This window comes from Microbacterium sp. 71-36, assembly GCF_001898305.1.
In the GTDB taxonomy this organism is placed as follows: domain Bacteria; phylum Actinomycetota; class Actinomycetes; order Actinomycetales; family Microbacteriaceae; genus Microbacterium.
Genome location: NZ_MKTP01000004.1, coordinates 1 through 21,810, shown reverse-complemented (window position 1 = coordinate 21,810; position 21,810 = coordinate 1). Strand labels below are relative to the sequence as shown.

General features: G+C 65.5%; 25 protein-coding genes. 16 read left to right on the top strand and 9 right to left on the bottom strand.

Translation table 11 applies throughout. The features are described 5' to 3' along the window. The first annotated feature begins 213 nt into the window (after positions 1–213). Complete coding sequence (locus tag BGO45_RS11560; RefSeq protein WP_176776671.1) at positions 214–1,920, top strand: cytochrome c oxidase assembly protein; 1,707 nt, start codon at positions 214–216, stop codon at positions 1,918–1,920. A gap of 71 nt (positions 1,921–1,991) precedes the next feature. Here the strand turns inward: BGO45_RS11560 and BGO45_RS11555 are convergent, their stop codons facing one another. Both BGO45_RS11555 and BGO45_RS11550 read right to left on the bottom strand, forming a co-directional pair. Further along, a complete protein-coding gene (locus BGO45_RS11555; protein ID WP_076677837.1) occupies positions 1,992–2,663 on the bottom strand; it encodes a cation transporter in 672 nt (223 codons plus the stop codon). Further along, positions 2,660–3,037: a helix-turn-helix transcriptional regulator gene (locus tag BGO45_RS11550; RefSeq protein ID WP_076677834.1), complete on the bottom strand. Its 378-nt coding sequence runs from the start codon at positions 3,035–3,037 to the stop codon at positions 2,660–2,662. Before BGO45_RS11550 ends, BGO45_RS11555 begins: the two co-directional genes overlap by 4 nt. 89 nt (positions 3,038–3,126) lie before the next feature. On the opposite strand from BGO45_RS11550, the gene BGO45_RS11545 reads away from it, so the two are divergent. The 8 genes from BGO45_RS11545 to BGO45_RS11510 all read left to right on the top strand — a co-directional run bounded on the left by BGO45_RS11545 (position 3,127) and on the right by BGO45_RS11510 (position 10,892). After that, positions 3,127–3,408, top strand: coding sequence for a metal-sensitive transcriptional regulator (locus BGO45_RS11545; RefSeq protein ID WP_058233655.1), 282 nt, complete (start codon positions 3,127–3,129; stop codon positions 3,406–3,408). Between the two features lie 28 nt (positions 3,409–3,436). Further along, entirely contained in the window at positions 3,437–3,760 is a 324-nt protein-coding gene (locus tag BGO45_RS11540; RefSeq protein WP_292694393.1) for a cation transporter, read from the top strand. After that, the gene (locus tag BGO45_RS11535; protein ID WP_292694390.1) at positions 3,757–6,063 is read left to right on the top strand and encodes a cation-translocating P-type ATPase; all 2,307 of its coding nucleotides are present in this window, start codon (positions 3,757–3,759) and stop codon (positions 6,061–6,063) included. The genes BGO45_RS11540 and BGO45_RS11535 overlap by 4 nt, the downstream gene beginning before the upstream one ends. A gap of 89 nt (positions 6,064–6,152) precedes the next feature. Next, the gene (locus BGO45_RS11530) at positions 6,153–8,210 is read left to right on the top strand and encodes a heavy metal translocating P-type ATPase (RefSeq protein ID WP_292695164.1); all 2,058 of its coding nucleotides are present in this window, start codon (positions 6,153–6,155) and stop codon (positions 8,208–8,210) included. A gap of 92 nt (positions 8,211–8,302) precedes the next feature. Next, the gene (locus tag BGO45_RS11525) at positions 8,303–8,707 is read left to right on the top strand and encodes a four-helix bundle copper-binding protein (RefSeq protein ID WP_058233652.1); all 405 of its coding nucleotides are present in this window, start codon (positions 8,303–8,305) and stop codon (positions 8,705–8,707) included. A gap of 90 nt (positions 8,708–8,797) precedes the next feature. Continuing rightward, a complete protein-coding gene (locus tag BGO45_RS11520) occupies positions 8,798–9,265 on the top strand; it encodes a DUF6153 family protein (protein WP_292694386.1) in 468 nt (155 codons plus the stop codon). Positions 9,266–9,353: 88 nt separating this feature from the next. Further along, entirely contained in the window at positions 9,354–9,956 is a 603-nt protein-coding gene (locus BGO45_RS11515; protein WP_058233676.1) for a DUF305 domain-containing protein, read from the top strand. Positions 9,957–10,019: 63 nt separating this feature from the next. Next, positions 10,020–10,892 (top strand): F510_1955 family glycosylhydrolase, encoded by an 873-nt coding sequence (locus tag BGO45_RS11510; RefSeq protein WP_278100873.1) that lies wholly within the window; start codon positions 10,020–10,022, stop codon positions 10,890–10,892. 81 nt (positions 10,893–10,973) lie between these two features. Here the strand turns inward: BGO45_RS11510 and BGO45_RS11505 are convergent, their stop codons facing one another. The 5 genes from BGO45_RS11505 to BGO45_RS11485 form a co-directional block, all read right to left on the bottom strand. Continuing rightward, on the bottom strand, positions 10,974–11,501 hold the full coding sequence (locus BGO45_RS11505; RefSeq protein WP_058233650.1) for a signal peptidase II: 528 nt from the start codon (positions 11,499–11,501) through the stop codon (positions 10,974–10,976). Next, complete coding sequence (locus BGO45_RS11500; protein ID WP_160897565.1) at positions 11,498–12,109, bottom strand: cadmium resistance transporter; 612 nt, start codon at positions 12,107–12,109, stop codon at positions 11,498–11,500. The genes BGO45_RS11505 and BGO45_RS11500 overlap by 4 nt, the downstream gene beginning before the upstream one ends. After that, a complete protein-coding gene (locus BGO45_RS11495; protein ID WP_058233674.1) occupies positions 12,106–12,432 on the bottom strand; it encodes a helix-turn-helix transcriptional regulator in 327 nt (108 codons plus the stop codon). Before BGO45_RS11495 ends, BGO45_RS11500 begins: the two co-directional genes overlap by 4 nt. A gap of 341 nt (positions 12,433–12,773) precedes the next feature. After that, positions 12,774–13,787 carry a sensor histidine kinase KdpD gene (locus BGO45_RS11490; protein ID WP_292694375.1) on the bottom strand — a complete coding sequence of 338 codons (1,014 nt, stop codon included), beginning with the start codon at positions 13,785–13,787 and terminating at the stop codon, positions 12,774–12,776. Continuing rightward, complete coding sequence (locus BGO45_RS11485; protein ID WP_292694370.1) at positions 13,784–14,467, bottom strand: response regulator transcription factor; 684 nt, start codon at positions 14,465–14,467, stop codon at positions 13,784–13,786. The genes BGO45_RS11490 and BGO45_RS11485 overlap by 4 nt, the downstream gene beginning before the upstream one ends. 228 nt (positions 14,468–14,695) lie before the next feature. On the opposite strand from BGO45_RS11485, the gene BGO45_RS11480 reads away from it, so the two are divergent. From BGO45_RS11480 to BGO45_RS11465, 4 genes are all read left to right on the top strand, one after another. Next, positions 14,696–15,001, top strand: coding sequence for a hypothetical protein (locus BGO45_RS11480; RefSeq protein ID WP_292694367.1), 306 nt, complete (start codon positions 14,696–14,698; stop codon positions 14,999–15,001). Positions 15,002–15,130: 129 nt separating this feature from the next. Next, a complete protein-coding gene (locus BGO45_RS11475) occupies positions 15,131–16,375 on the top strand; it encodes a hypothetical protein (RefSeq protein ID WP_292694365.1) in 1,245 nt (414 codons plus the stop codon). Beyond that, positions 16,372–17,064, top strand: coding sequence for a DedA family protein (locus tag BGO45_RS11470; protein WP_366515010.1), 693 nt, complete (start codon positions 16,372–16,374; stop codon positions 17,062–17,064). The genes BGO45_RS11475 and BGO45_RS11470 overlap by 4 nt, the downstream gene beginning before the upstream one ends. An 80-nt stretch (positions 17,065–17,144) precedes the next feature. Continuing rightward, positions 17,145–17,750, top strand: coding sequence for a phosphatase PAP2 family protein (locus BGO45_RS11465; protein WP_292694360.1), 606 nt, complete (start codon positions 17,145–17,147; stop codon positions 17,748–17,750). Between the two features lie 225 nt (positions 17,751–17,975). Here the strand turns inward: BGO45_RS11465 and BGO45_RS11460 are convergent, their stop codons facing one another. After that, positions 17,976–19,325, bottom strand: coding sequence for an NAD(P)/FAD-dependent oxidoreductase (locus tag BGO45_RS11460; RefSeq protein ID WP_082750005.1), 1,350 nt, complete (start codon positions 19,323–19,325; stop codon positions 17,976–17,978). Then, the gene (locus BGO45_RS11455; protein WP_060921760.1) at positions 19,322–19,636 is read right to left on the bottom strand and encodes a hypothetical protein; all 315 of its coding nucleotides are present in this window, start codon (positions 19,634–19,636) and stop codon (positions 19,322–19,324) included. Before BGO45_RS11455 ends, BGO45_RS11460 begins: the two co-directional genes overlap by 4 nt. A 54-nt stretch (positions 19,637–19,690) precedes the next feature. Between BGO45_RS11455 and BGO45_RS11450 the strand changes: the two genes are divergently transcribed. The 3 genes from BGO45_RS11450 (at position 19,691) to BGO45_RS11440 (ending at position 21,748) form a co-directional block, all read left to right on the top strand. Continuing rightward, on the top strand, positions 19,691–20,095 hold the full coding sequence (locus tag BGO45_RS11450) for a heavy metal-responsive transcriptional regulator (protein WP_183151636.1): 405 nt from the start codon (positions 19,691–19,693) through the stop codon (positions 20,093–20,095). 185 nt (positions 20,096–20,280) lie between these two features. Continuing rightward, positions 20,281–20,877 (top strand): recombinase family protein, encoded by a 597-nt coding sequence (locus tag BGO45_RS11445; RefSeq protein ID WP_292694343.1) that lies wholly within the window; start codon positions 20,281–20,283, stop codon positions 20,875–20,877. A 7-nt stretch (positions 20,878–20,884) separates the two neighbouring features. After that, the gene (locus BGO45_RS11440) at positions 20,885–21,748 is read left to right on the top strand and encodes a DDE-type integrase/transposase/recombinase (RefSeq protein ID WP_366515009.1); all 864 of its coding nucleotides are present in this window, start codon (positions 20,885–20,887) and stop codon (positions 21,746–21,748) included. The last annotated feature ends 62 nt before the right edge of the window (positions 21,749–21,810 follow it).

Below are 21,810 nucleotides of genomic sequence, written 5' to 3'. Positions count from 1 at the left end.
GGGCACGCCCACTCGACGGTAAGGGTGGGGGCACCTGGCTCCACGCGGCTTCCGTCTCTGCAACCGCGCCGGTGGAACGTGTACCGCGTGATTGCGCTCATCATCCTCGTCGTCAGCGCAGTCGCTGCCTTGGTGTGCGCTCTCGCAGTCGGCGGTGGCGCTGCCCCCTTGCAACTGGCCGACGCCGGGCCCCTCGCACGGTGGGGGCTGCCAGTGTCAAAGCTCGTCGTGAACATGAGCGCCGCGGGAATGGGAGGGGCGCTCTTTGTCGCCTTGTTCTCGTTGCGCGTCGAACAGCGCGGGTTTGAATTGGCGTTGGATGTTGCTGCGCTATCTGCCGCCATCTTCACCGTGGCATCTGCTGCTACTGGCTTCTTCAGCTTCATGGTCATCTTCAACCCCGCTTTGAATGCCGGTCCCGAATTTGGGTCTCAGCTTGGCCGGTACCTCGTGCAGACCGAGGGGGGACGTGTGTGGTTGATGACGACCATCGCGGGTGCCATTCTCGCGGTGCTCACATTTGCGGTGCGTTCGTGGGGCGGGACAGCAACCGTGGCACTTCTCGCGCTGGCAGCGCTTGTCCCGATGGGAACACAAGGCCATTCAGGTGATGAGGCCTCTCACCAGCAAGCCACGACAGCCATCGTCATACACCTCATCGCCGCAGCGGTCTGGCTCGGTGGTCTGCTGCTGCTGGCGATCATTCGTTCCGTCACTTCCAAGAGTGAGATGGCGACAGTTCTGATGCGGTACTCCACCATCGCCGTTATTGCCTTCGCGCTCGTCGCGTTCTCGGGCACGGTTCGAGCCGCCATCGGCCTAGAAACTCTCGGTGCTCTCGCCTCCCCTTACGGCCTCATCCTCATCGTCAAGGTTGTAGCCCTCACCGCCATCGGTGTTCTGGGGGCGATCTACCGACTGCGTCTACTCCGAAGGATGCGCGCCAACCCCAGCGACGCCAAGACTTTCTGGCTGCTGTTGTGTGCGGAGTTGGGATTGATGGGGATGGCTAGTGGAGCGGCTGCCGCTCTCGCGAGAACACCGCCGCCGATTCTCCCCGAACCTGCAGGCGCGCTCACACCCGCTGAGGTACTCACCGGCGCTCCGCTACCTCCTGAGTGGACTATGTCGCGTTGGTTCACGGCGTGGAGCCCCGACCTGCTGTGGTTAGTTGCCGCCGTGCTCGGACTCATCTTCTACGTGAGCGCTGTGCTGCGGCTAAAGGCGCGTGGGTACCGATGGAACCCCTGGCGGGCGACCGCGTGGGTGGCAGGGACGCTCCTCTTGGTATGGGTCACTAGCGGAGCGTTGGGCGCTTACCGTAGCTACATCTACAGTGCGCACGTTCTTGGGATAGTCATTCTCCTTGTCGGGGTGGTGCCCCTTCTCGCAGCCGGGGCGCCAATCGAGCTCGCCCGCAAGGCAGCCCATCGCCGCGAAGACGGCAGCAGGGGAGGGTATGAATGGGCGCAGGTGCTCATGCATTCGCGAGGTGTGCGTTTCGCTTCGGCACCCGTGGTCGCTGTCCCGGCCACCGCGATGTTGATTTGGCTGCTTTTCAGTTCTGACCTCCTCCGTTGGACAGTAGGGGATCTCCTAGGGCGGCAAATGGCGACGGCAGCAACCCTCGTCGTGGGATCTCTGCTCGTGCGTGGCTTGATAGGTGGTGACGGGTCCAGCCGCCGGCCGACACAGATGAAGCTGCTGATGGTCGTCGGTTTAGCTGTGGCGATGGCGGTTGTATCTGTGTACATCTCTACTGCCGGTCTAGTAGCCGCCGACTGGTTCGGTGCGATGGGCCGCACCTGGGGTAGAGCACCAGCCGAAGACCAAGACTTCGGTGGAGTGGTGCTGGCTGCTGGCTCCGCGATCGCGGTCGTTCTGGGTGGGTGGGTGGTGTTCCTCTCCCGTGCGCGGTAGAACGACGTCCTAGATTCCTCATGCGGCGTGCGACAGAAGCCGTCATGGCTGATCTGAGGTGCTCTACCCGCTCAGCGGTGATGGTCGTCGTCGTGCTCCTCCTCGAGGAGCATCCCCACGGAGGTGGCGCAGGCGTCACCGCGCCATGCCTCGATACCCTCTCGGATTGCGAAGGCGGCGATGACGAGTCCGGCGATCGCATCGGCCCACCACCAGCCGAACAGGCTGTTGACAATGAGGCCGACGAGAACCGCGGCGGACAGGTAGGTGCAGATGAGGGTCTGCTTGGAGTCGGCCACAGCGGTTGCCGATCCCAGCTCGCGGCCCGCGCGTCGTTCCGCCAGCGAGAGGAATGGCATGATGACGACGCTGAGCGCGGTGAGCACGATTCCGACAGTGGAGTGCTGCACGTCGACCTGGCCCACGAGCGCGAGCACCGACGTCGCGGTGACGTAGGCGGCGAGGGCGAAGAACGCCACGGCGATGACGCGCAGCGTGCCCTTCTCCCACCGCTCGGGGTCGCGGCGGGTGAACTGCCAGGCCACGGCTGCCGCCGAGAGGACCTCGATCGTGGAGTCCAGGCCGAACCCGATCAGCGCAGCCGATGAGGCGACGGTGCCGGCGGTGATCGCGACGACGGCCTCAATGAGGTTGTAGGCGATCGTCGCGGTGACGATCCACTTGATGCGGCGTTGGAGAGTGTGCCGGCGGTCGTCTGTGGGGCGAGAGGTCGTGGTGGTCATGCGCAGGTGCAGCTTTCTCCGGCGCAGCAGCCCGGTTCGACATAGAGGACGACGCGTAGCAGCTCGTCCAAGGCGGGTGAGAGGTGAGAGTCAGCAAGCCGATACCAGGTGCGCCGCCCATCCGGCACAGCCTCCACGAGCCCGCACCCTCGAAGGCACGCGAGCTGGTTCGACATGACCTGTCGGGAGACGCCGAGAGCGTCCGCTAGGTCGGAGGGGTAGGCGGGTGCTTCCCGCAGTGCCAGCAGCACGCCCGCGCGCGTGGAGTCGGAGAGCGCGTGGCCGAGGCGCGCGAGCGCGGCGGTATGCGTCACGGTGGCAGTCGCAGTGGCTGTGGACACGTGTCGACAGTACAGGACTTGCTGAATAATCATCCCCGGTTGGGCGGCCCACTCCGGTGGACGCGCGCAGGGGGATGAATAGGAGTGTTGCGCTACATACCCTAGGGGGGTATGGTATCTAGGTGAACGGATACGAGGGCAACAAAGACGACCTCCAGAAGCGGCTGCGTCGCGTCGAGGGTCAGGTACGAGGGATCGCCCGAATGGTCGATGAAGACAAGTACTGCATCGACATCCTTACGCAGGTCTCCGCCGCGACGAAGGCTTTGGAGACGGTTGCTCTATCCCTGCTCGGGGATCACCTCCGCCACTGCGTCGCGGAGGCGAGCGCAGAGGGCGGCCAGGTTGCCGCAGAGAAGATTCGTGAGGCCAACGACGCGATTGCACGGCTCGTCCGTTCCTGATCCCGCACCGACCCCAGAGGAGCAAATCATGACCGACCGCATCGACCTCGGCCTGAAAGACACCAACGCCGGCTGCGCTTGCTGCGCCACGTCCGACGCGACAGACGCACCCGCGTCCACCGCGGCGACGGTGACAGAAGACGTCCTGGTGACCGGAATGACATGCTCGCACTGCGTGTCGAGCGTCACGGAGGAGCTGACTGCGATCGACGGTGTAGAGAACGTCACGGTAGACCTCAACGCCGGCGGTACGTCGCGCGTCACCATCCACAGCTTGACCCCGATCGATGCTGCCGCAGTGCGGGCCGCGGTGGAGGAGGCCGGCTACACCCTGGCCGGCGCACCCGCATGAGCGCGGTCGACGTCGAACTCGATATTTCCGGGATGACATGCGCGTCGTGTGCGACCCGGATTGAACGCAAGCTGAACAAGCTTCCCGGTGTGGAGGCAACGGTGAACTACGCCACCGAAAAAGCACGTGTTCGCGGGAACGACGTCGACCCTGCCACCCTGATCGCCGCCGTCGAATCCGCGGGGTACCAGGCGGCTCTCCCCGCACCGCCACCGAGCGGTGATATCGATGAGAACACCCCAAACCGAGAGGACGGCGAGGTCGGGGCGCTTCGGCGGCGTCTGCTGATTAGTGCCGCCCTGTCGCTGCCGGTGGCAGTGTTGTCGATGGTCCCGGCGTTGCAGTTCGAGTACTGGCAGTGGCTTGCCCTTACTCTTACCGCCCCGGTGGCGGTTTGGGGCGCGTGGCCGTTCCACCGGGCCGCGGCCGTCAACGCCCGACACGGCGCGGCGACCATGGACACCCTCATCAGCGTTGGTGTCATCGCCGCGTTCGGGTGGTCCCTTTACGCGCTGTTCTTCGGTGGCGCAGGCGTGCCCGGCATGACGATGACGTTCACCCTTGTCGGTACCCCGCAGGCCGGGGGCCACGAAATCTATCTGGAAGTGGCCGCGCTGGTCACCGTCTTTATCCTGGCCGGGCGGTATGCCGAAGCGCGCGCGAGAAAGTCATCGTCGGAGGCGTTGCGGGCGCTGCTGGAGATGGGCGCGAAGCACGCCACGCAGCTCGTCGACGGCGCCGAACGGATGGTGCTGGTCGCGCAGCTGTCGGTCGGAGACACTGTGCTCGTTCGACCGGGGGAGAAGATTCCCTCCGACGGGCTGGTGATCGATGGTGCCTCCGCCGTCGATGCCAGCATGCTCACCGGAGAATCAGTCCCCGTCGAGGTGACGACTGGGTCGCGTGTCGTAGGAGCGACGGTGAATGTCGGCGGCCGCCTCACCGTAGAAATCACCCGGGTCGGCGCCGACACCGAGCTCGCGCGCATGCGCCGGCTGATGGAGGAAGCCCAAACCGGCAAGGCCAAGGTGCAACGCATCGCTGACCGGGTGTCGGCCGTGTTCGTCCCGATCGTCATCGGACTTGCCGCCGCCGCCTTCGTCGGCTGGATGATCGCTGGGGCATCGCTGGAACAAGCGTTCACCGCCGCGGTCGCGACACTGATCATCGCGTGCCCGTGCGCGCTTGGCCTCGCCACCCCCACCGCCCTCTTGGTGGGCACCGGCCGGGGCTCGCAGCTGGGAATCTTGATCCGTGGACCGCAGGTGCTGGAGCAGACCCGCACCGTCGACACCATCGTGCTCGACAAGACCGGCACCGTGACCACCGGCAAGATGACCGTCACCACCGTTCACCCCGCCCCTGGTGTCACCCGGGACGAGCTGCTGCGGGTCGCCGCTGCGGTCGAGGCGGGCTCCGAGCATCCCGTCGCCCGCGCGATCACCGCCACCGCGCCTGGTGCATATGCGGACAGCTTCGCCTCGCACGCCGGGTTCGGTGTGCAGGGGGTCGTGGACGGCGCCGCGGTGGTCGCGGGCCGCGCCTCCTGGCTGGCCGAGCAGTGGGGCATCCACCCACCGTCGGAGGCCGCAGCGGAGCTGAACACGCTCGCTCGTACCAGTACCGCAATCGCGGTCGGCCGCGACGGGCGGTACCTGGGCGCGATCGGCGTGGCGGACACGGTGAAGCCGACCAGCTCGACCGCCATCGCACTGTTCCGCGCACTCGGGCTGCGCCCGGTGCTCCTCACCGGCGACAACGACACCACGGCCGCACGGATCGCCGCTGAGGTCGGCATCTCCGACGTGCACGCCGGCGTCACCCCCGCCGGGAAGCTCGAAGTGATCCGCCGGCTCCAAAACGATGGCCACGTGGTCGCAATGGTCGGTGACGGCGTCAACGACGCCGCGGCCCTCGCCGCAGCCGACCTCGGCCTTGCGATGGGGGGCGGCACGGACGCGGCGATCGCCGCCAGTGACATCACGATCGTCTCCGGCGACCTGACCGTCGTGGCCGACGCGATCCGACTCTCCCGCCGCACCCTCCGCACCATCAAGAGCAATCTGTTCTGGGCCTTCGCCTACAACGTCGCCGCCATCCCGATCGCCATGGCCGGGCTGCTGAACCCGCTCGTCGCCGCGGCGGCCATGGCGCTGTCGTCGGTGTTCGTCGTGACCAACAGCCTCCGGCTGCGCCGGTTCCGCCCCGAGCCGGCACCCGTGCACATCGCCCGCACTCCCATGCCCCAACCGAACCTGAATCGTGCGCCGTGGCGGCGCACCCAGCGAAGGAGGCTCCCATGAGCCAGCACGAACATCACAACCACTCGGCCCGCACGAACCACCAGGGCCACAACGCTCCGGCGGCAACGGCAGTACACGACCACGTAGCGATGGGCCACCCGCACGGCACGGATGATCGGGCACCTGCGGCGGGGCACGCCGGGCACGGTCACGCCGACCACGGCGGTCACGCCGGTCACGGTGATCACGTCGCCCGGTTCCGGCGGCTGTTCTGGATCATGCTGGTTCTCGCGGTGCCGGTCGTGGCTTTCTCCAGCATGTTCTCGATGCTGATCGGCTACCCGCTGCCGGACGCGGCGTGGGTGGGATGGGTGTCCCCGATTCTCGGGACCGTCATGTATGTCTGGGGTGGCGCCCCGTTCCTTACCGGCGCCGTCAGCGAGCTGCGCGCCCGCAAGCCCGGCATGATGCTTCTCATTGCCCTCGCGATCACCGTCGCGTTCCTCGCGTCCTGGGGGGCAAGCCTCGGGCTGTTGCACCACGAGTTGGACTTCTGGTGGGAGCTGGCGCTGCTGGTCGTCATCATGCTTCTCGGGCACTGGATCGAGATGCGATCCCTCGCCCAGACCACCTCCGCCCTCGACTCCCTCGCCGCGCTCCTGCCCGACGAGGCCGAGAAGGTGGACGGGGAAACCACCGTCACCGTCGCCCCCGCTGAGCTGCAGGTCGGTGACGTGGTTGTGGTCCGCCCCGGTGGGCGGGTTCCCGCGGATGGGCGGATCGTGCAGGGCTCGGCCAGCATGGACGAGTCGATGATTACCGGAGAATCCCGTCCGGTTCGCCGCGGCGACGGCGATCAGGTGGTTGCCGGCACGGTCGCTACCGATTCCGGAGTTCGCGTAGAAATCACCGCGGTCGGGCAGGACACCGCCCTCGCGGGCATCCAGAAGCTCGTCACTGAGGCTCAAAACTCCTCCTCTCGCGCGCAGCGGCTCGCGGACCGTGCTGCGGGGTGGCTGTTCTGGTTCGCGCTCGGCGCGGCCGCGGTCACCGCCTTGGTGTGGTCCCTGGTGGGATTCCCCGACGAAGCGGTCATCCGCACCATCACCGTTCTGGTCATCGCCTGCCCGCACGCCTTGGGGCTGGCGATCCCGCTCGTCGTGTCGATCGCCACGGAGCGTGCCGCGCGCGGCGGTGTTCTGATCAAGGACCGTCTCGCGCTGGAAAGCATGCGCACCGTCGACACGGTGCTGTTCGACAAGACCGGCACACTCACCAAGGGAACGCCGGCCGTCACCGCGATCGACCCTGCCGAAGGGGTCGATGCAGACGAACTGCTGGCCTTGGCCGCCGCCGCCGAGGCGGACTCTGAACACCCCCTTGCTCGGGCGATCGTGAACGCCGCGAAAGAGAAGCAGCTCACCGTCCCCTCCTCCAACGACTTTGAATCGTCACCGGCCGTCGGTGTCCGCGCGCAGGTCACCGGGCGCACCGTCCAGGTCGGCGGCCCCTACATGCTCGAGCAGGAGAAGGCCGCTGAGCGGTCGATCGCGAACGAGTGGCGCAAGGAGGGTGCGATCATCCTCCACGTCCTCATCGACGGGCAGGTGGCAGGAGCGCTGCGCCTGGCGGACGAGATCCGCCCCGAATCGCGCGCCGCGGTCGACGCACTGCACCAGCGGGGCGTGCAGGTGGTCATGATCACCGGAGACGCCGAAGCGGTTGCCGCCTCCGTCGCCGCCGACCTCGGCATCGACCGCTACTTCGCCGGGGTCCGCCCAGAAGACAAAGCATCCAAGGTCAAGCAGCTCCAGAACGAATCCCGCAAGGTCGCCATGGTCGGTGACGGGGTGAACGACGCACCCGCCCTCGCGCAAGCCGATGTCGGTATCGCCATCGGCGCGGGCACCGACGTCGCCATCGCGTCCGCCGGGGTCATCCTCGCCAGCGACGACCCCCGCTCCGTGCTGTCCGTGATCGACCTGTCGCGGGCCAGCTATCGGAAGATGAAGCAGAACCTGTGGTGGGCCGCCGGATACAACCTCATCTCCGTCCCCCTCGCCGCCGGAGTGCTCGCCCCTATCGGGTTCGTCCTCCCCATGTCCGTCGGAGCGATCCTGATGTCGCTGTCCACGATCGTCGTCGCACTCAACGCGCAACTTCTTCGCCGGCTCGACCTCAGCCCGCAAGCCGTCGCCGCGAAGTAGTTTCCCCGCGCCCGCAACCCCCGGATCGCGCTCGGCGCCCGCTTTTATCGTGGCAGGCGCCGGGGACGGTCCCCGGGAAAGGACCAGCGACCATGACTGCTGTTGACCAGATGCTCACCACGCACCCCAAGGCCGGAACCATTGACGCTGCGGACGCCCTCGCCCGCTGTATCCAGGCGTGCATCGAGTGCGCGCAGACCTGCACCGCGTGTGCCGACGCTTGCTTGTCGGAGGACATGGTGGCCGAGCTGGTGACGTGCATCACCAAGAACGCCAACTGCGCCGACGTATGCGCCGCGACCGGTGCGGTGCTTTCTCGACAGACGACGATGGACGCCGATGTGGTTCGCGCTGTTGTGGAGGCGTGCCGCACCGCGTGTGCCTCCTGCGCGCAGGAATGCGAGCAGCACGCCGACATGCACGAGCACTGCCGCGTCTGCGCAGAGGCGTGCCGTCGCTGTGAGCAGGCGTGCACCGACCTTCTCGCGGCGTTGTAACCGCGGCACACCAACGACCCACCCCGACGGGTCCAGAGCCCGCCGTCACTGCCGGGAAAAGTTAGCCTAGAAATCCATCAGGAGGTGAGAATGTCGCTGATTGCCCTTGCACACCAGTTGCGTGGCCAGCGCGCGGTCACCCGCACCCTCCTGATGATGGTGGCTGTCGTCGGCGCCGTCATCGCGGGGCTCCTGGCCATGCACTCCCTCAACACCCACGCCACCACCGCCGGCCACGGCGGCACGGTGGCCGTCAGCGCCGAGCCGGCACCACCCAGCGCCCACCACGACGCCTCTCCCGGTACCGCAGCGGTGAACACCACCACCGCCGCCACGGATCATGCAGGCTGCACCGACTGCGGCGACGATCACGCGATGACCTGGATGGTCTGCGTTCTCGCGCTGCTTGTCAGCGTGATCCTGTTCGCGCGGCTGCGCATCGGCTGGCGGATCACCCTGCGAGACGACGTACTCGCCATGATCCACCCCCGATCGCCCGCATCGGCCCACCCGGTTCCGCCACCCTCACTTACCGTTCTCTGCATCAGTCGCACGTGATGACGCGTCCGCCCGCCTCCATGCGGGCAACGCACCTTCCGGCTCGACAACCGTCGCGCCTCATCACTGACTAATGGAGAACACCACCATGAACACCCGCGCCGCGGCGACCGCCGCGCTCACCCTCACCAGCCTTCTCGTCCTCGCCGGATGCTCCGGCGGAACCACCTCCGGCGGCAGCATGCCCGGAATGGACCACGGAAGCAGCAGCAGCGCTACCCCCGCGCAATCTGCTGACGCCAACGAAGCGGACGTCATGTTCGCCACCATGATGATCGAGCACCACACGCAAGCGATCGAGATGTCCGACACCCTCCTGGCCAAAGACGGCATCGACGAGCGGGTGACCGCGCTGGCGGAGCAGATCAAGGCCGCCCAGGAACCTGAAATCGCGCAGATGGAAGGCTGGTTGGAGGACTGGGGCGCCAGCGCCCCCGACACCGGCAGCATGGACCACGGCGGCGGCATGATGAGCGAAGAAGACATGCAGTCGCTCGAGCAGGCCACCGGTACGGACGCTGCCCGCCTGTTCCTCCAGCAAATGATCGAGCACCACCGCGGTGCGATCGAGATGGCGCAAGAAGAAACCGGCAACGGCCAAAACAGTGACGCCGTCGCCCTGGCCAACCAGATCGTCGAATCGCAAACGTCCGAGATCGCCACCATGGAGGAGCTTCTGGCCACTCTCTGATCACCCGTGGTGGGGTGCGAAAACCACCGCGCCCCACCACCCGATCAGACGAAACGCACCCCCATGCAGCACCACCACACCAACCTCACCGCGCCGGGCTCCCGCACCCGCGCCCTGTCCTTGGCCGCCCTCGTCCCCATGGTCGCGCTTGCTCTCGCAGGCTGCGCCACTTCACCGTCCCTCACCGGTGACGACCACCCCGAGCAGCCGCTCACGCACGTGCACGGCATCGTTGATGACCCCGCCACCGATGGATTCCTTATCGGAACCCACGAGGGCATCTTCACCGTCACCCGTGACGGTGAGCTGGGCGCCCGCCTGGCGAAGACGGACTTCGATGCGATGGGCCTGACCGTCCTCGACGACACACTCGTGGCATCCGGCCACCCCGGTCGGACCACCCCGCCCGAGCTGGGAGCCCCCAACCTGGGCATCATCCGAAGCTCCGACAACGGGCAGAGCTGGCAACCCACCGCATTCACAGGCGAGAAAGACTTTCACGCCCTCGCCGCGGACCCCCGCGGAACGCTCTACGGCGTCGCCACCGACGCCAATGAAATGCTCACCAGCACAGACGGCGGTGTCTCCTGGCAGCCCACCGGGGCACCCGTCTATGCCATGTCGCTTGCCGTTGACGCAGCGGGGCGAGTGATGGCCTCCACCGCGGACGGTCTGCTGGTCAGCACCGATCGGGCTGCCACATTTCAGGCGTGGCCGGATGCTCCCCTTCTTGCCGGGCTCAGCGCCTCCCCGGACCACAACCGCGTGGTCGGTATCGGCACCCAGGGACGGATCTGGGCCACAACCGCGGGAGCGCAGAACTGGTTCGAAGTCGGAACGATCCACGGCACCGCCCAAGCAGTCACCATCACCAACAACGGCGACATCCTCGTCGTCGATGACAGCGGCCTGAGCCTCATCCCCTACCAGCAGTAACGCGCATCGCGGCGGGCACCGCCCTCCGCCACCCGCGAAGGGCCCGCACGAATACCCGTGCGGGCCCTCCTCGTTCCCAGATCAGCCGCGGTGCTGGGAACCGTCACCGGTGCTCCCGCTGATGGGAGCGTGGTCTCGACGGAGCAGATACAAGGCTGCCCACCCGAGCAGGCCGAGGGTTGTGAAGATGTCAGCCACGTTGAAGATGGCGAACCAGTCGACAGCGATGAAGTCGACGACCTCTCCGCTGAGCGGTCCGGTTTCAGCGCGTGTGGTGCGGTCCCACAGGTTGCCGATCGCGCCGCCGGCGGCGGCAGCCAGCAGCGCAGTAGCGCCCATGCTCTGCCTCCGCAGCACTCGGATGACGATCCACGTGAGCAGCGCGGCGACAAGGACCATAACGCCGACGACAAGCGGCGCTCCTACATCGCCGCCGAGACCGAATGCGACCCCAGGGTTGAACACGAGGCGCAGGGATACGCCCAGCCCAAGGTCGATATCACGGCCTCCGTCGAGGTAGGACAGGGCCCACGCTTTGGTGAGTTGGTCGACCGTGAAGGCGGCAACTACGGCAGCAGCGGCAGCGAGGAGGCGTGTGAATCTGCTCACGACAGGACTTCGATGAGGCGAACGATCACGCCGGACTCGATCAGGATGTACAGGCCCAGCCCGATGAACACGGCCGGCACGAGCCAGTGCTCGATCTTCTCGAGGGCTTCTGTGACGGCTTTGCTGGTACCTACGAAGCGGGCGACAAGGCACCACACGGCGACCAGGACCAAGAACACGATGATGGTGACGATGGTGTCCGGAACAGGGTTGGTGCGGAACACAGGGGTGTACAGCGAGATGTTGTCGGCGCCGTTTGCGATGGTGATGCCGGCAACTCCGAGCAGGCCCCCGGCGCTGATGGAGCTTTCGTCGTCGCCGTCATCGTCGCCGCGACGTCGGAGCGTACGAATCAGCCCGTAAACACCGATCGCAAGTGGGACCAGGCCCAGCAGCCCGACCCATTCGTCCGGGACGATGGTCAGGCCCGCGGCGGCGAGGCTGCTGATTGCGACCAGGGCGATGAAGCCGAGGTACTGCCCGGCCACGACCTTCCATCCCGGGAGGGCTCCGCGTGCGGACGCGAGAAACAGAACGGTGAGGACGACGATGTCGTCGATGTTCGTCGCCGCGAACAGGCCGATGGCGGCCACGATGGTTCCGATCATCGGGCGTCGCTCCCGTACGTCTTGCACAGATCGACCTTGAAACCCGTCGCGGCGAGGAGTCGCTCGGCCGCTTCGAGAACATCGATCACCTCAGGAGTGGAGACAGAGTAAAAGTTCTGCCGGCCCTCACTGCGGGCAACGACAAGCCCGCATTCGCGGAGGCATCCAACGTGCTCCGACACGGTCGATTGCGCCAAGCCGAGCTCATCGGTCAGGTCCCTCACCCGAGCTTCACCGGCTGACAGCCGACGCAGTATCGACAGGCGACTGTGATCGGCAAGAGAGTGGAACAGGGAGACAGCAGCTGCAAGATCTTGTGTCATCGTCACTCGCCGATCATATCGGTTTTCACCGATGAATACCGGGCGTGCAAAACCGATCGGTTTTGCACCACCCCCGAGGTCGTCGGCAAGATCCCGTGGATTGGCGGGTAGATGTGATGCTGTAAATCGCGGCGATAGATGTCGCACTTACCGCGTCGCTCAGCGTCCGATGAGGAGGTTCGAGGCGGCGCCGCGCCAGCCACCGGCAGCCGCCCTTCACAGCGCTTATCGCCTCTGGGGCCGTACGTGCGGTCGGGGTGGGAAGCGGGAACCTCCCCCCGAGCTCGATCCGAGTCTGGGATTGCTGCCCGCCGAAGCCGAGTCATGTCTCAGGCAGGACGTCAGTGGATCCCTGTGCGTCGCCGAGGCAGGGGGATTGTGAGCGTCATGGTGGTGCCCTCCTCGGTGGACGACGACACTTGCGCCGATCCGCCGTAGCGGCTCACCGTGTCTTGGACGAGTGACAATCCGATTCCAAATCCCGTTCTTGATGAGCCGCCCCCATCAATCGCATCCGCGGATCGCGCGAATCTGTCGAAGACACGATTCGGTGCGATCCCCTGGATACCGGGTCCCTCATCACTCACGTCGATGTGGACCCGACCGCCTGTCTTGCTCGCGCTCACGGTGACGGCTGTCCCTACCGGGGAGTGTTTGATCGCATTGTCGAGAAGGGCGATGAGGCTTCGTCGCAGGCTGGTGTCAGGGATCGCGGCGGACAATTCCGGTGCGATGGGAGCGCTGATTATGCGCACTTCCCGTTCGCGCGCGAGGAGGGTCATGGCCGACACCGCTGATGTGACGCAGGTTGCCACGGGGGTTGATTCTGCTTTGGAACCGGTGGGGACTTCCGCGGCGTGGAGAAGGTCTGAGACGACTCCGATGACGGACAGGGTGTCTTGGCGGAGTTGTGTCACGAGCTCCTGGTGGGGATCCGATGCGCGCGAGCTGCGTTGCAGCAACTGAATACGTGCATCCAATACGGCCAGCGGAGTTCGAAGTTCATGTGAGGCGTCGGCAACGAATTGCCTCTGTCGTCGGAGGGCATCCACCAAGGGCCGAACTGCCCGTCGCGTGACGAGCCATCCCAACAGGCCGGCGAGGGCGATCGCGATGAGACCGACGCTGACTCCGCCCACGATGATGTCGAGACCCTGAATGTCGACGACCGTTTCGTTCTGCTGCGGGTTGAGCAGGTCAGGCAGGGGGATCTGGGTAAAGACGACGGCGAATGCCGCGATCAGGACGGCAACGACGAGTGCGGAAACTGCCAGGGTAATGGTGAGGGCGACCCGTCGCGCGGCGGAGCGTATGAGCTGCGCGTCCGGGTCGTGCGCGGGGCGTCGGATGATCACACCAGGCCCAGTCGGTAGCCGCGGCCGTGGACTGTCTGGACGATGCTTGGCTCGGTTTTCTTCCGCAGATAGTGCACGTACGTGTCGACGGTCCCCGGAGTGTCGTCGGGAGAGAACACCGCTCGAAGGATCGCAGCGCGAGTGAAGGTTTGTTGCGGGTGCGTTGCTAGCAATCGCAGGAGGGCGCTTTCACGTTCCGTGAGGATGGTGCGGCCGTCGTACGGCGAGTAGACCGCGCGCGAGTCCGGGTAGAACTCCCACTCGCCGATGCGAACGAACGGGCCTTCCCCGCTGCTAACGCGCCTGATGGCGCGGAGCCGGGCGAACAATTCGTCGAACTCGAACGGTTTCACTAGGTAGTCGGCGGCTCCGGCGTCCAGTCCCCTGACTTTGTCCTGAACGGTCCCCATGGCCGTGAGGATGAGCATCGGCACCTGTGACCCTGCTCTGCGAAGGGACTCAACGATGGTGAGCCCGTCAACAGTGGGCAACCGGCGATCGACCACCATCGCGTCAAATGACTGTTCCATGGCGATATCGAATGCTTCGCCGCCGTCCGCACAGAGCGTCACGTCGTACACCTCCTCGAGAACCTGCGCCATCAAGGGGCCGAGCTGGGGATCATCCTCGATCAGCAGAAGGCGGGGTCGTGTCGCCACTGTGGCTACCGTGTCGGCCATTCTGTCTCTCCCTTGTCCAGCGCAGTCAATCGCGTCGCACTCTGGCTCGTCCGCGAGTGTGGAACGGCCACGGAAGTACGGACATCGGCTCCGTCGAGGCTGCCTCGTGCGCTCTAAGAAATCACACAGCGGCGCCGCGCGTATGGCCGTGATGAGCCTTTACGGATTCTTAGAGGCCGCCAGGGACCATCGCTTCATGACTCACCGCGAGTCACAGAAGGGAACGACATGAGCACCGTCAAACGCAAGTGGCTGGGCGCCGGACTCGGCGTCGCAACGCTCGTCCTGTTCAGCGCAGGAGGAGTCGCCGCCATGGCCCTGCCCGCATCGGCCGCGACCACATCGGTGGTCTCGCCCGCGCCCGCGTCCTCCAATCCCGCCGTCGAGGACGGCACGAACGATGGCGAGACTGCCGACGATCAGGGTGTCGAGGACGGCACGAATGACGGCGAGACCGCCGACGATCAGGGTGTCGAGGACGGCACGAACGACGGCGAGACCGCCGACGACGTCGCCGCCACTCCGGCGAACTGATCACCCGATCACGTGTGGGTGGCTACCAGCCGCCCACACGTGATCTGTGTCCGCTCGCCTCCTCCGACTCTCACGAACGGGCGCAAATTCTGAGTCGGTTCTTAGAACGCGGGTTTTAGCGTCCCGCGTATGACGACTTCATCCGCGACCGAAGCCGCACCTGCTCGGGTCATGCTGAGTAAGGTGCCCGAGATCACTTTGTGGTTTTGGATCATCAAGATCCTCTGCACCACGGTCGGAGAAAGCTTCGCCGACTGGATCAACACCACCCTCGGGGTGGGGCTGGAAGCAACTTCCGTGATCTTCACGGTGGTTCTTGCGGCGGCCCTTTCATGGCAGCTGGCGCTGCGGCGCTACGTGCCCTTTGTCTACTGGCTGACGGTGGTGGTCGTGAGCGTCACCGGCACCCTCTACACGGACATCCTCACCGACGACCTAGGTGTCCCCCTCGGTGTCAGCACCACGGTTTTCGCGATCGTGCTGGCCGCGGTGTTTGGCGCATGGTGGGCTAGTCAACGCACCCTCTCGATCCATAGCATCACCACCACCCGCCGCGAACTCTTCTACTGGCTCGCCATTCTCGTGACGTTTGCTCTCGGAACCGCCGCGGGAGACGGGATCCTGGAGCTCACCGGTTGGAGCCCAGGAGTATCCGTCCTTCTTCCTGCCGGCCTTCTGCTCGCAGTCATCGCTGGCTGGCGCATGGGAGGTAACCCGGTCCTCGCCTTCTGGCTGGCATACGTCCTCACCCGCCCGCTTGGCGCGAATCTGGGCGACTGGATGGGGTTCCCCGCCCGCGATGGGGGCCTGGGAATCGGCGTGGGACCCACGAGCATCTTCTTCCTGGGAGCCATCCTCGCCACCGTGGTGTACCTGACCATCACCCGAACGGATACCGCAGAAAACGCACAGGCCCGCCCGCCTCTGACAACACCTCGCCGTCGTCGCGGCGTGCTCATCTACTTCTCCGCGGTCGCTGCCGTCGCCGCCGCCGTCCTCGTCTGGGCGCATGCGCAGCCTCACAGCACAGCCGCCGCCAGCGAGGAGGGTCCCAATACAGCCGTCACCCTCGCGCCCGGAGAATCGGCCATCCTCAACTTCCCCGCCGGCAACGTCGCAAACTACCGCTCCATCGTCGAAGACACTTTGGGTCTCGTCATGGCCGGTGACAACGCAGGCGCGCAAACGCGCGTTACCGGCCTCGAGACAGCCTGGGATGAGGATCAGCCCACCCTTCAACCACTCGATGACACCGGGTGGACCGTCCTCGACGGTCAGATCGACACCGTTCTCAAATCCGTACGCGCCTCCGCCCCTGATCCCGCGGCCGAGAAAAGCGCCCTCAGCACCCTTCTGAACACCCTTTCCTCATGATGATCCCTCCTGTGAATGCCGTCCTCCACGTCCCGACAGCGAGCGTGCTCCCCGACGCGACAGCCATCCTTCACGCTTTCGGGCCCTGGGTCCTCGTCGGCATCGCGCTCGTCATCTTCATCGAATCGGGCGTCCTGTTCCCCTTCCTACCCGGGGACTCCCTGCTAGTCACCGCAGCCGTCCTCGCCGGCCCTCTCGGCATCCAGCCATGGCAGGTTCTCCTCGTCGGGATACCCGCAGCGATCCTGGGTGACCAGACCGGCTACTGGCTCGGGCGACGCTTCGGTCGACGCATGTTCAAAGACGGTGCACGCGTCCTGCGCCCAGAACGCCTCTTTGACGCGGAAAGCTTCTTTAACAAGTACGGCGGCGCATCCCTCGTCCTCGGACGTTTCGTCCCCATCGTGCGCACCTACGTCCCCGTCGCTGCCGGAACCGCTCACATGCCCTACAAGCGATTTCTGCTCTGGAACACCACCGGCGCAACCCTCTGGGTGGTCGGCATGACCGCCATCGGCCTCGCCCTCGGCGGCATCCCTTTCGTTGTCAACAACATCGACGCACTCATGATCGTCGTTGTCCTCGTTTCTGTGCTGCCCGTCGTCATCGCCATCATCCGCAAATGGATCATCAACCGCCGCATACGACGCACACCGGACAGCGCCGGAACTAACGGGGCCAACACATGAGATCCCAAACGCACCGCGTTGGAAGCGCGCTGCTTCACCCCACGGCACGCGGCCCTCGCGTCATATGGTTCGCCGCCGTCGTGGGACTGGCACTCACCGCCCTCGGCTTCATCCTCCGGGCGGCACCCATCGACGCCCCCGCTGTCGAAGCGTTCAACCGCATGCACATCGGCGCCTGGGGGTGGACGGCGGTCGCCATCTATCTCGCACTCGAGCCCATCTCCGCCGCTTTCCTCACGCTCCTCGTCCTCATCACAATCGCGGCCGTTCTTCGATCCGTACGCACAGCAGTCGTCTTCGGAGGCATCGTTGCGTTGACCTGGCTGCCCACCGCTGCCATCAAGGCCATTGTGAACCGCCCCCGACCGGACGTTCTCACCCTGGCCCATCCCTTCACCCCCGCGCAGACGGATGGGTCCTTCCCCAGCGGACACACCGCGTTCGTCGCCGCCCTCACCATCGCCTTTTGGCTTCTTCTGCGCGGCACCCGCGGGGCGCCGATCGCGCTCATCATCGGCACGGCGTCCACCGTCACCGTCGGTCTCGCCGTCGTCAGCGACGGGCTCCACTACCCAACTGATGTCTTGGCCTCCATCGCGTGGGCCATAGCGATGGCACCCACCGCCCGATGGGTCATGGTCGACGTCATCGCTCCTCGCTTGGGCGGATTCCGAAAGAGCAGCTGATCAACGAATCCTCTCATCCGCCAACCTGGCGATCGATCACGGGATGAGTCTTACCAACGACCGTTCATGAGACGATTCCCCACCGCCGAGCTGCTTCCGCGAGTCGTGTCTCACAACCTGTGGACATTGTCGCTTTTTGGCGGTGTTTTGTGATCGCTTAGTGACGGGTGTGGCTGGCCGGCGACTGACGGAAAGCAGAGGTAGTCGGCTCTGTGTGTTAGTTGGTCAGAGTAGGGAGCCGAGGTCGGAGCCGAGGGAGGGGTAGGTGGCGGTGGTGGATTTGAGTTGCCGGGTGGTGAGACCCAGTTTGATGGCGATGCCGAAGGTGTTGATCAGTTCGGAGTAGCCGGGGCCGAGCAGGTGCGCGCCAAGGATCTGATCGGTGTCGGTATCGATGATGATCTTCGCGGCGGCGGTGGTTTCGGCGACCCGGTAGGTGGAGTACCAGTTGCTGGTGTCAGTGAAGCGAACGGCGGTGTTGTGGCTTGTGGCGGCTTCTTCTTCGAGGAGGCCGACCCGGTTCAGCTCCGGGATGGTGAACACGGTCGTGGGGACCCCGGTGTAGTCGGGTGCTGTGGTGGTTCCTTTGAGCATGTTCGACGCGGCGACTTTCCCCTCAAACACGGCCACCGGAGTCAGGGGACGTCCCGCGGTGTCGGCGGCGTCTCCTGCGGCATAGACGGCGGGGTTGGTGGTGCTTTGCAGGTGCCCGGCGACGGTGACTCCACGTAGGCTGCCGGCAATACCGGCAGCGTCCAAATGGAGGCCATCGAGGGCGGGGACGCGACCTGCTCCATGAACGACGAGGTCCGCGTCAAGACGGGTGGTCGTGCCGTGGGTGTTGATGCTGATCTGGAACCCGGCGGGGGCGGCCTCGATGGCGGTGACGTTGGTGTTTCGGTAGACGTGGATGCCGGCTTGCTCGGTGCGGGAGGTCAGCAACTCCACCAGGTCGGGGTCGAACTCGCGCAGGGGTCGCGGGCCGTGGTCGATGATCGTGCACTGCGCGCCGGCGCGGGCGGCGATGTGCGCGAACTCGAACGAGATGAAGCCGCCGCCGATGAACACGATCCGCTGCGGTAGAGCATCGAGGTCGAGGAATTGGGTGCTGTCGATGAGGTGTGCCGCACCGGGGAACGTCAACGGCCTCGGGGTGGCCCCGGTGGCGATGAGGAAGCGGTCGGCGTGGTGGGTAGTGCCATCGATGGTGAGGGTGTTCGGGCCAGTGAACTCGGCGTGGCCGTGAAAAGTGGTGGCACCGTTGCCGGTGAGTTCGTCTTCCATGCCTTTCGGGACACCGTCGGTGAAGCCGCGCTTGCGCCGCATCAGGGCCGGCCAGTCGACACGGAGGCCGCCTTCTGTAATGCCGGTGTCGTTCATCAGCCGGGCGGCATCGACGATTTCGGCGCCGCGGCGGAGGATCTTTTTCGGGTCGCATCCCCGGAGCGCGCAGGTACCGCCGTAGGGCAACGCGTCGACAATCCCGACCCGCCAGCCCTGCGCCGCACACTTGTTCGCAGCGGACGTGCCCGCCATGCCTGCACCGATGACCAGCAGATCGAACGCGTCACTCACCGGATACCCGCTTCGACGGTCCTGATGGCGTCCCGGATCTGCTCTGTCGTGGGCGACCCGGCAAGACCTGCCGGTGTCAAATACACCCGGCACGACAGGCCGGGCGGAGCTTCTGGCGCGGGAAACAGCGGCACACCGTCGGCCAGGAGAGTCGGGGACCCGCGGAAGTCGAGAGCTTCCGCTTCCTCCTGCGTCTCGATGAGCTGCCGGCTCACCGTGACGTCGGATCGTTCCGCGGCGATCACCGTGAGGCGATCCGCGGCCGTCTCCCAGTTCGGGCACCCATCGAAGTACTGCAACGTGATCTGCATGCATCGACCGTAAACGTTGCAGCCCGGTACAAGGTCAAGTGGTGAAATGGGGGTATGCGCATTGGAGACCTCGCCGCCACCACGGGAGTCAGCACCCAGACCCTTCGTTTCTACGAACGCGAAGGGCTACTTTCTGCACCGAGTCGACAAAGCAATGGATACCGGGTCTATGACGATGAGGTCGCTTCCCGCGTCGGATTCATTCGCGCCGCTCAATCTGCCGGATTGACGCTGGCCGACATCGCCGGAGTCCTCACTCTCCGGGAAGACGGGCAGGCGCCCTGCTCGCACGTGCACTCGCTGCTCGATGGCAAACTCAATGAAGTCAGGGTCCGTCAACAAGAACTCGCCCGTCTCGAAACAGAACTCGTCGACATGCTCACCACCAGTTCGGCCGTCGACCCAGCGACGTGCTCGGAGCGCAGCATCTGCAACGTCATCCCGCGGCCGCTACCGTAAACCCGTCGTTGTACGCACCAGCAGGGCATCTCGAAAAGCTACAGTTTTCTGAGACATCGTCCGGATCCTGGTTGCGTGATGGCTGCTCCGTGTGATCCCGGGTCAGCGCCTGTCTCAACAACGCGTCTCATCGGGAAGTGTCTCAACGTGGTGACGTGGAGGGGTTTGTGAGTCACAATGGCCGAGTGAGACTTCTTGGATACACCCGGGTGAGCACATCGAGTCAGGATGCTCAGTTGCAGCTCGACGCTCTCGTCGCGGCGGGTGTTCAGAAGCGCGACGTGTTCGCCGATGTCACCTCTGGCAGCAAGACCGCGATCGAGCGCCGTGGGATGAAGAAGCTCCTCGAGCACGCAGAGCCCGGTGACACCGTCGTCGTCTGGCGCGTCGATCGCCTCGGACGCTCCCTCATCGACGTGTTGAACACCGTGAACCTGCTGCGCGAACGGGGTATCCATGTGCGCTCCGTCTCGGATGGGATAGATCCGGCGACGTCGACGGGTCGGCTGATGTTGAACATGCTCGCCACGCTCGCTGAGTACGAGCGTGAGCTGATTGTCGAGCGGGTGAATGCTGGCATCGCGGCAGCCAGGCAGAGCGGCACCCGGTTCGGTCGACCACTGTCGGACCCAGCGGTGATTGCCGACAAGCTTGCGATTGCAGCCGATGCTCGAGCGAAGGGTCGCACTGCCGAGGATGCAGCGCGGCTCGTGGGATGGAGTCGCGCCACGCTCTACCGTCACCAGCAAGCCCTCGCCGGCCGCGAGAGCGTCACCATGTAGAGATGCGATGAGCGGCGAGGAGCGGTGGCGGATTCTTCGACTTCATGTCGAGGACCAGATACCTCTCACCGCTCTTGCCCGAGAGACCGGGATCGGCCTGCGCACGCTGCAACGCTGGAAGCAGCTCTACCGCGACCACGGCATCACTGCACTCAACCCGCATCCGAGAGCCGACGCGGGGACTCGTCGCACGGCGGGCGAATTGGTTGCGTTCATCGAGCGCCTCGCGTTGACCAGGCCGAGGCCAGCGCTCACGACGCTGCATCGCCTTGTCAGCACCGAAGCGGAGCGGCGGGGCCTGGCGGTGCCGAGCTACGCCACCGTCCGAGATATTGTGCAGTCCCTCGATCCGGCGCTCGTGACGCTCGCGCTGGATGGACCCGCCGCGTATCGCGATCGGCACGAGCTGGTGTACCGCCGCCGAGCCGACCGCCCCAACGAGATCTGGCAGGCCGATCACACCGAACTCGACATCCTCATTACCAGCGCCGCGGGCGGGAAGCCTGATCGCCCCTGGCTCACGATCGTGATCGACGACCACTCTCGCGCGATCTGCGGATACACAGTCTTTACCAGTGCCCCTTCCGCGATGAACACGGCCCTCGCGCTCCGGCAGGCGATCTGGCGCAAGACCGATCCCGCGTGGGCGATGTGCGGCATTCCCGACGTTCTCCACGTCGACCACGGCTCCGACTTCACCAGCCATCATCTTGAACGCACTGCCATTGAGCTGCGCATCCGGATCATCCACTCCACGGTGGGCCGGCCCCAAGGCCGCGGCAAGATCGAACGCTTCTTCCGCACCATCAACACCGAGCTCCTCCCTACTCTCCCCGGACACCTAGGGCGTGTTGCCAAACCCCGGAATTGATCCGGTGGAATCGGTGGCGAAGTAGGGGTCGTCGCAGGAAATCCCCTCGGAGGCCGTGTTGG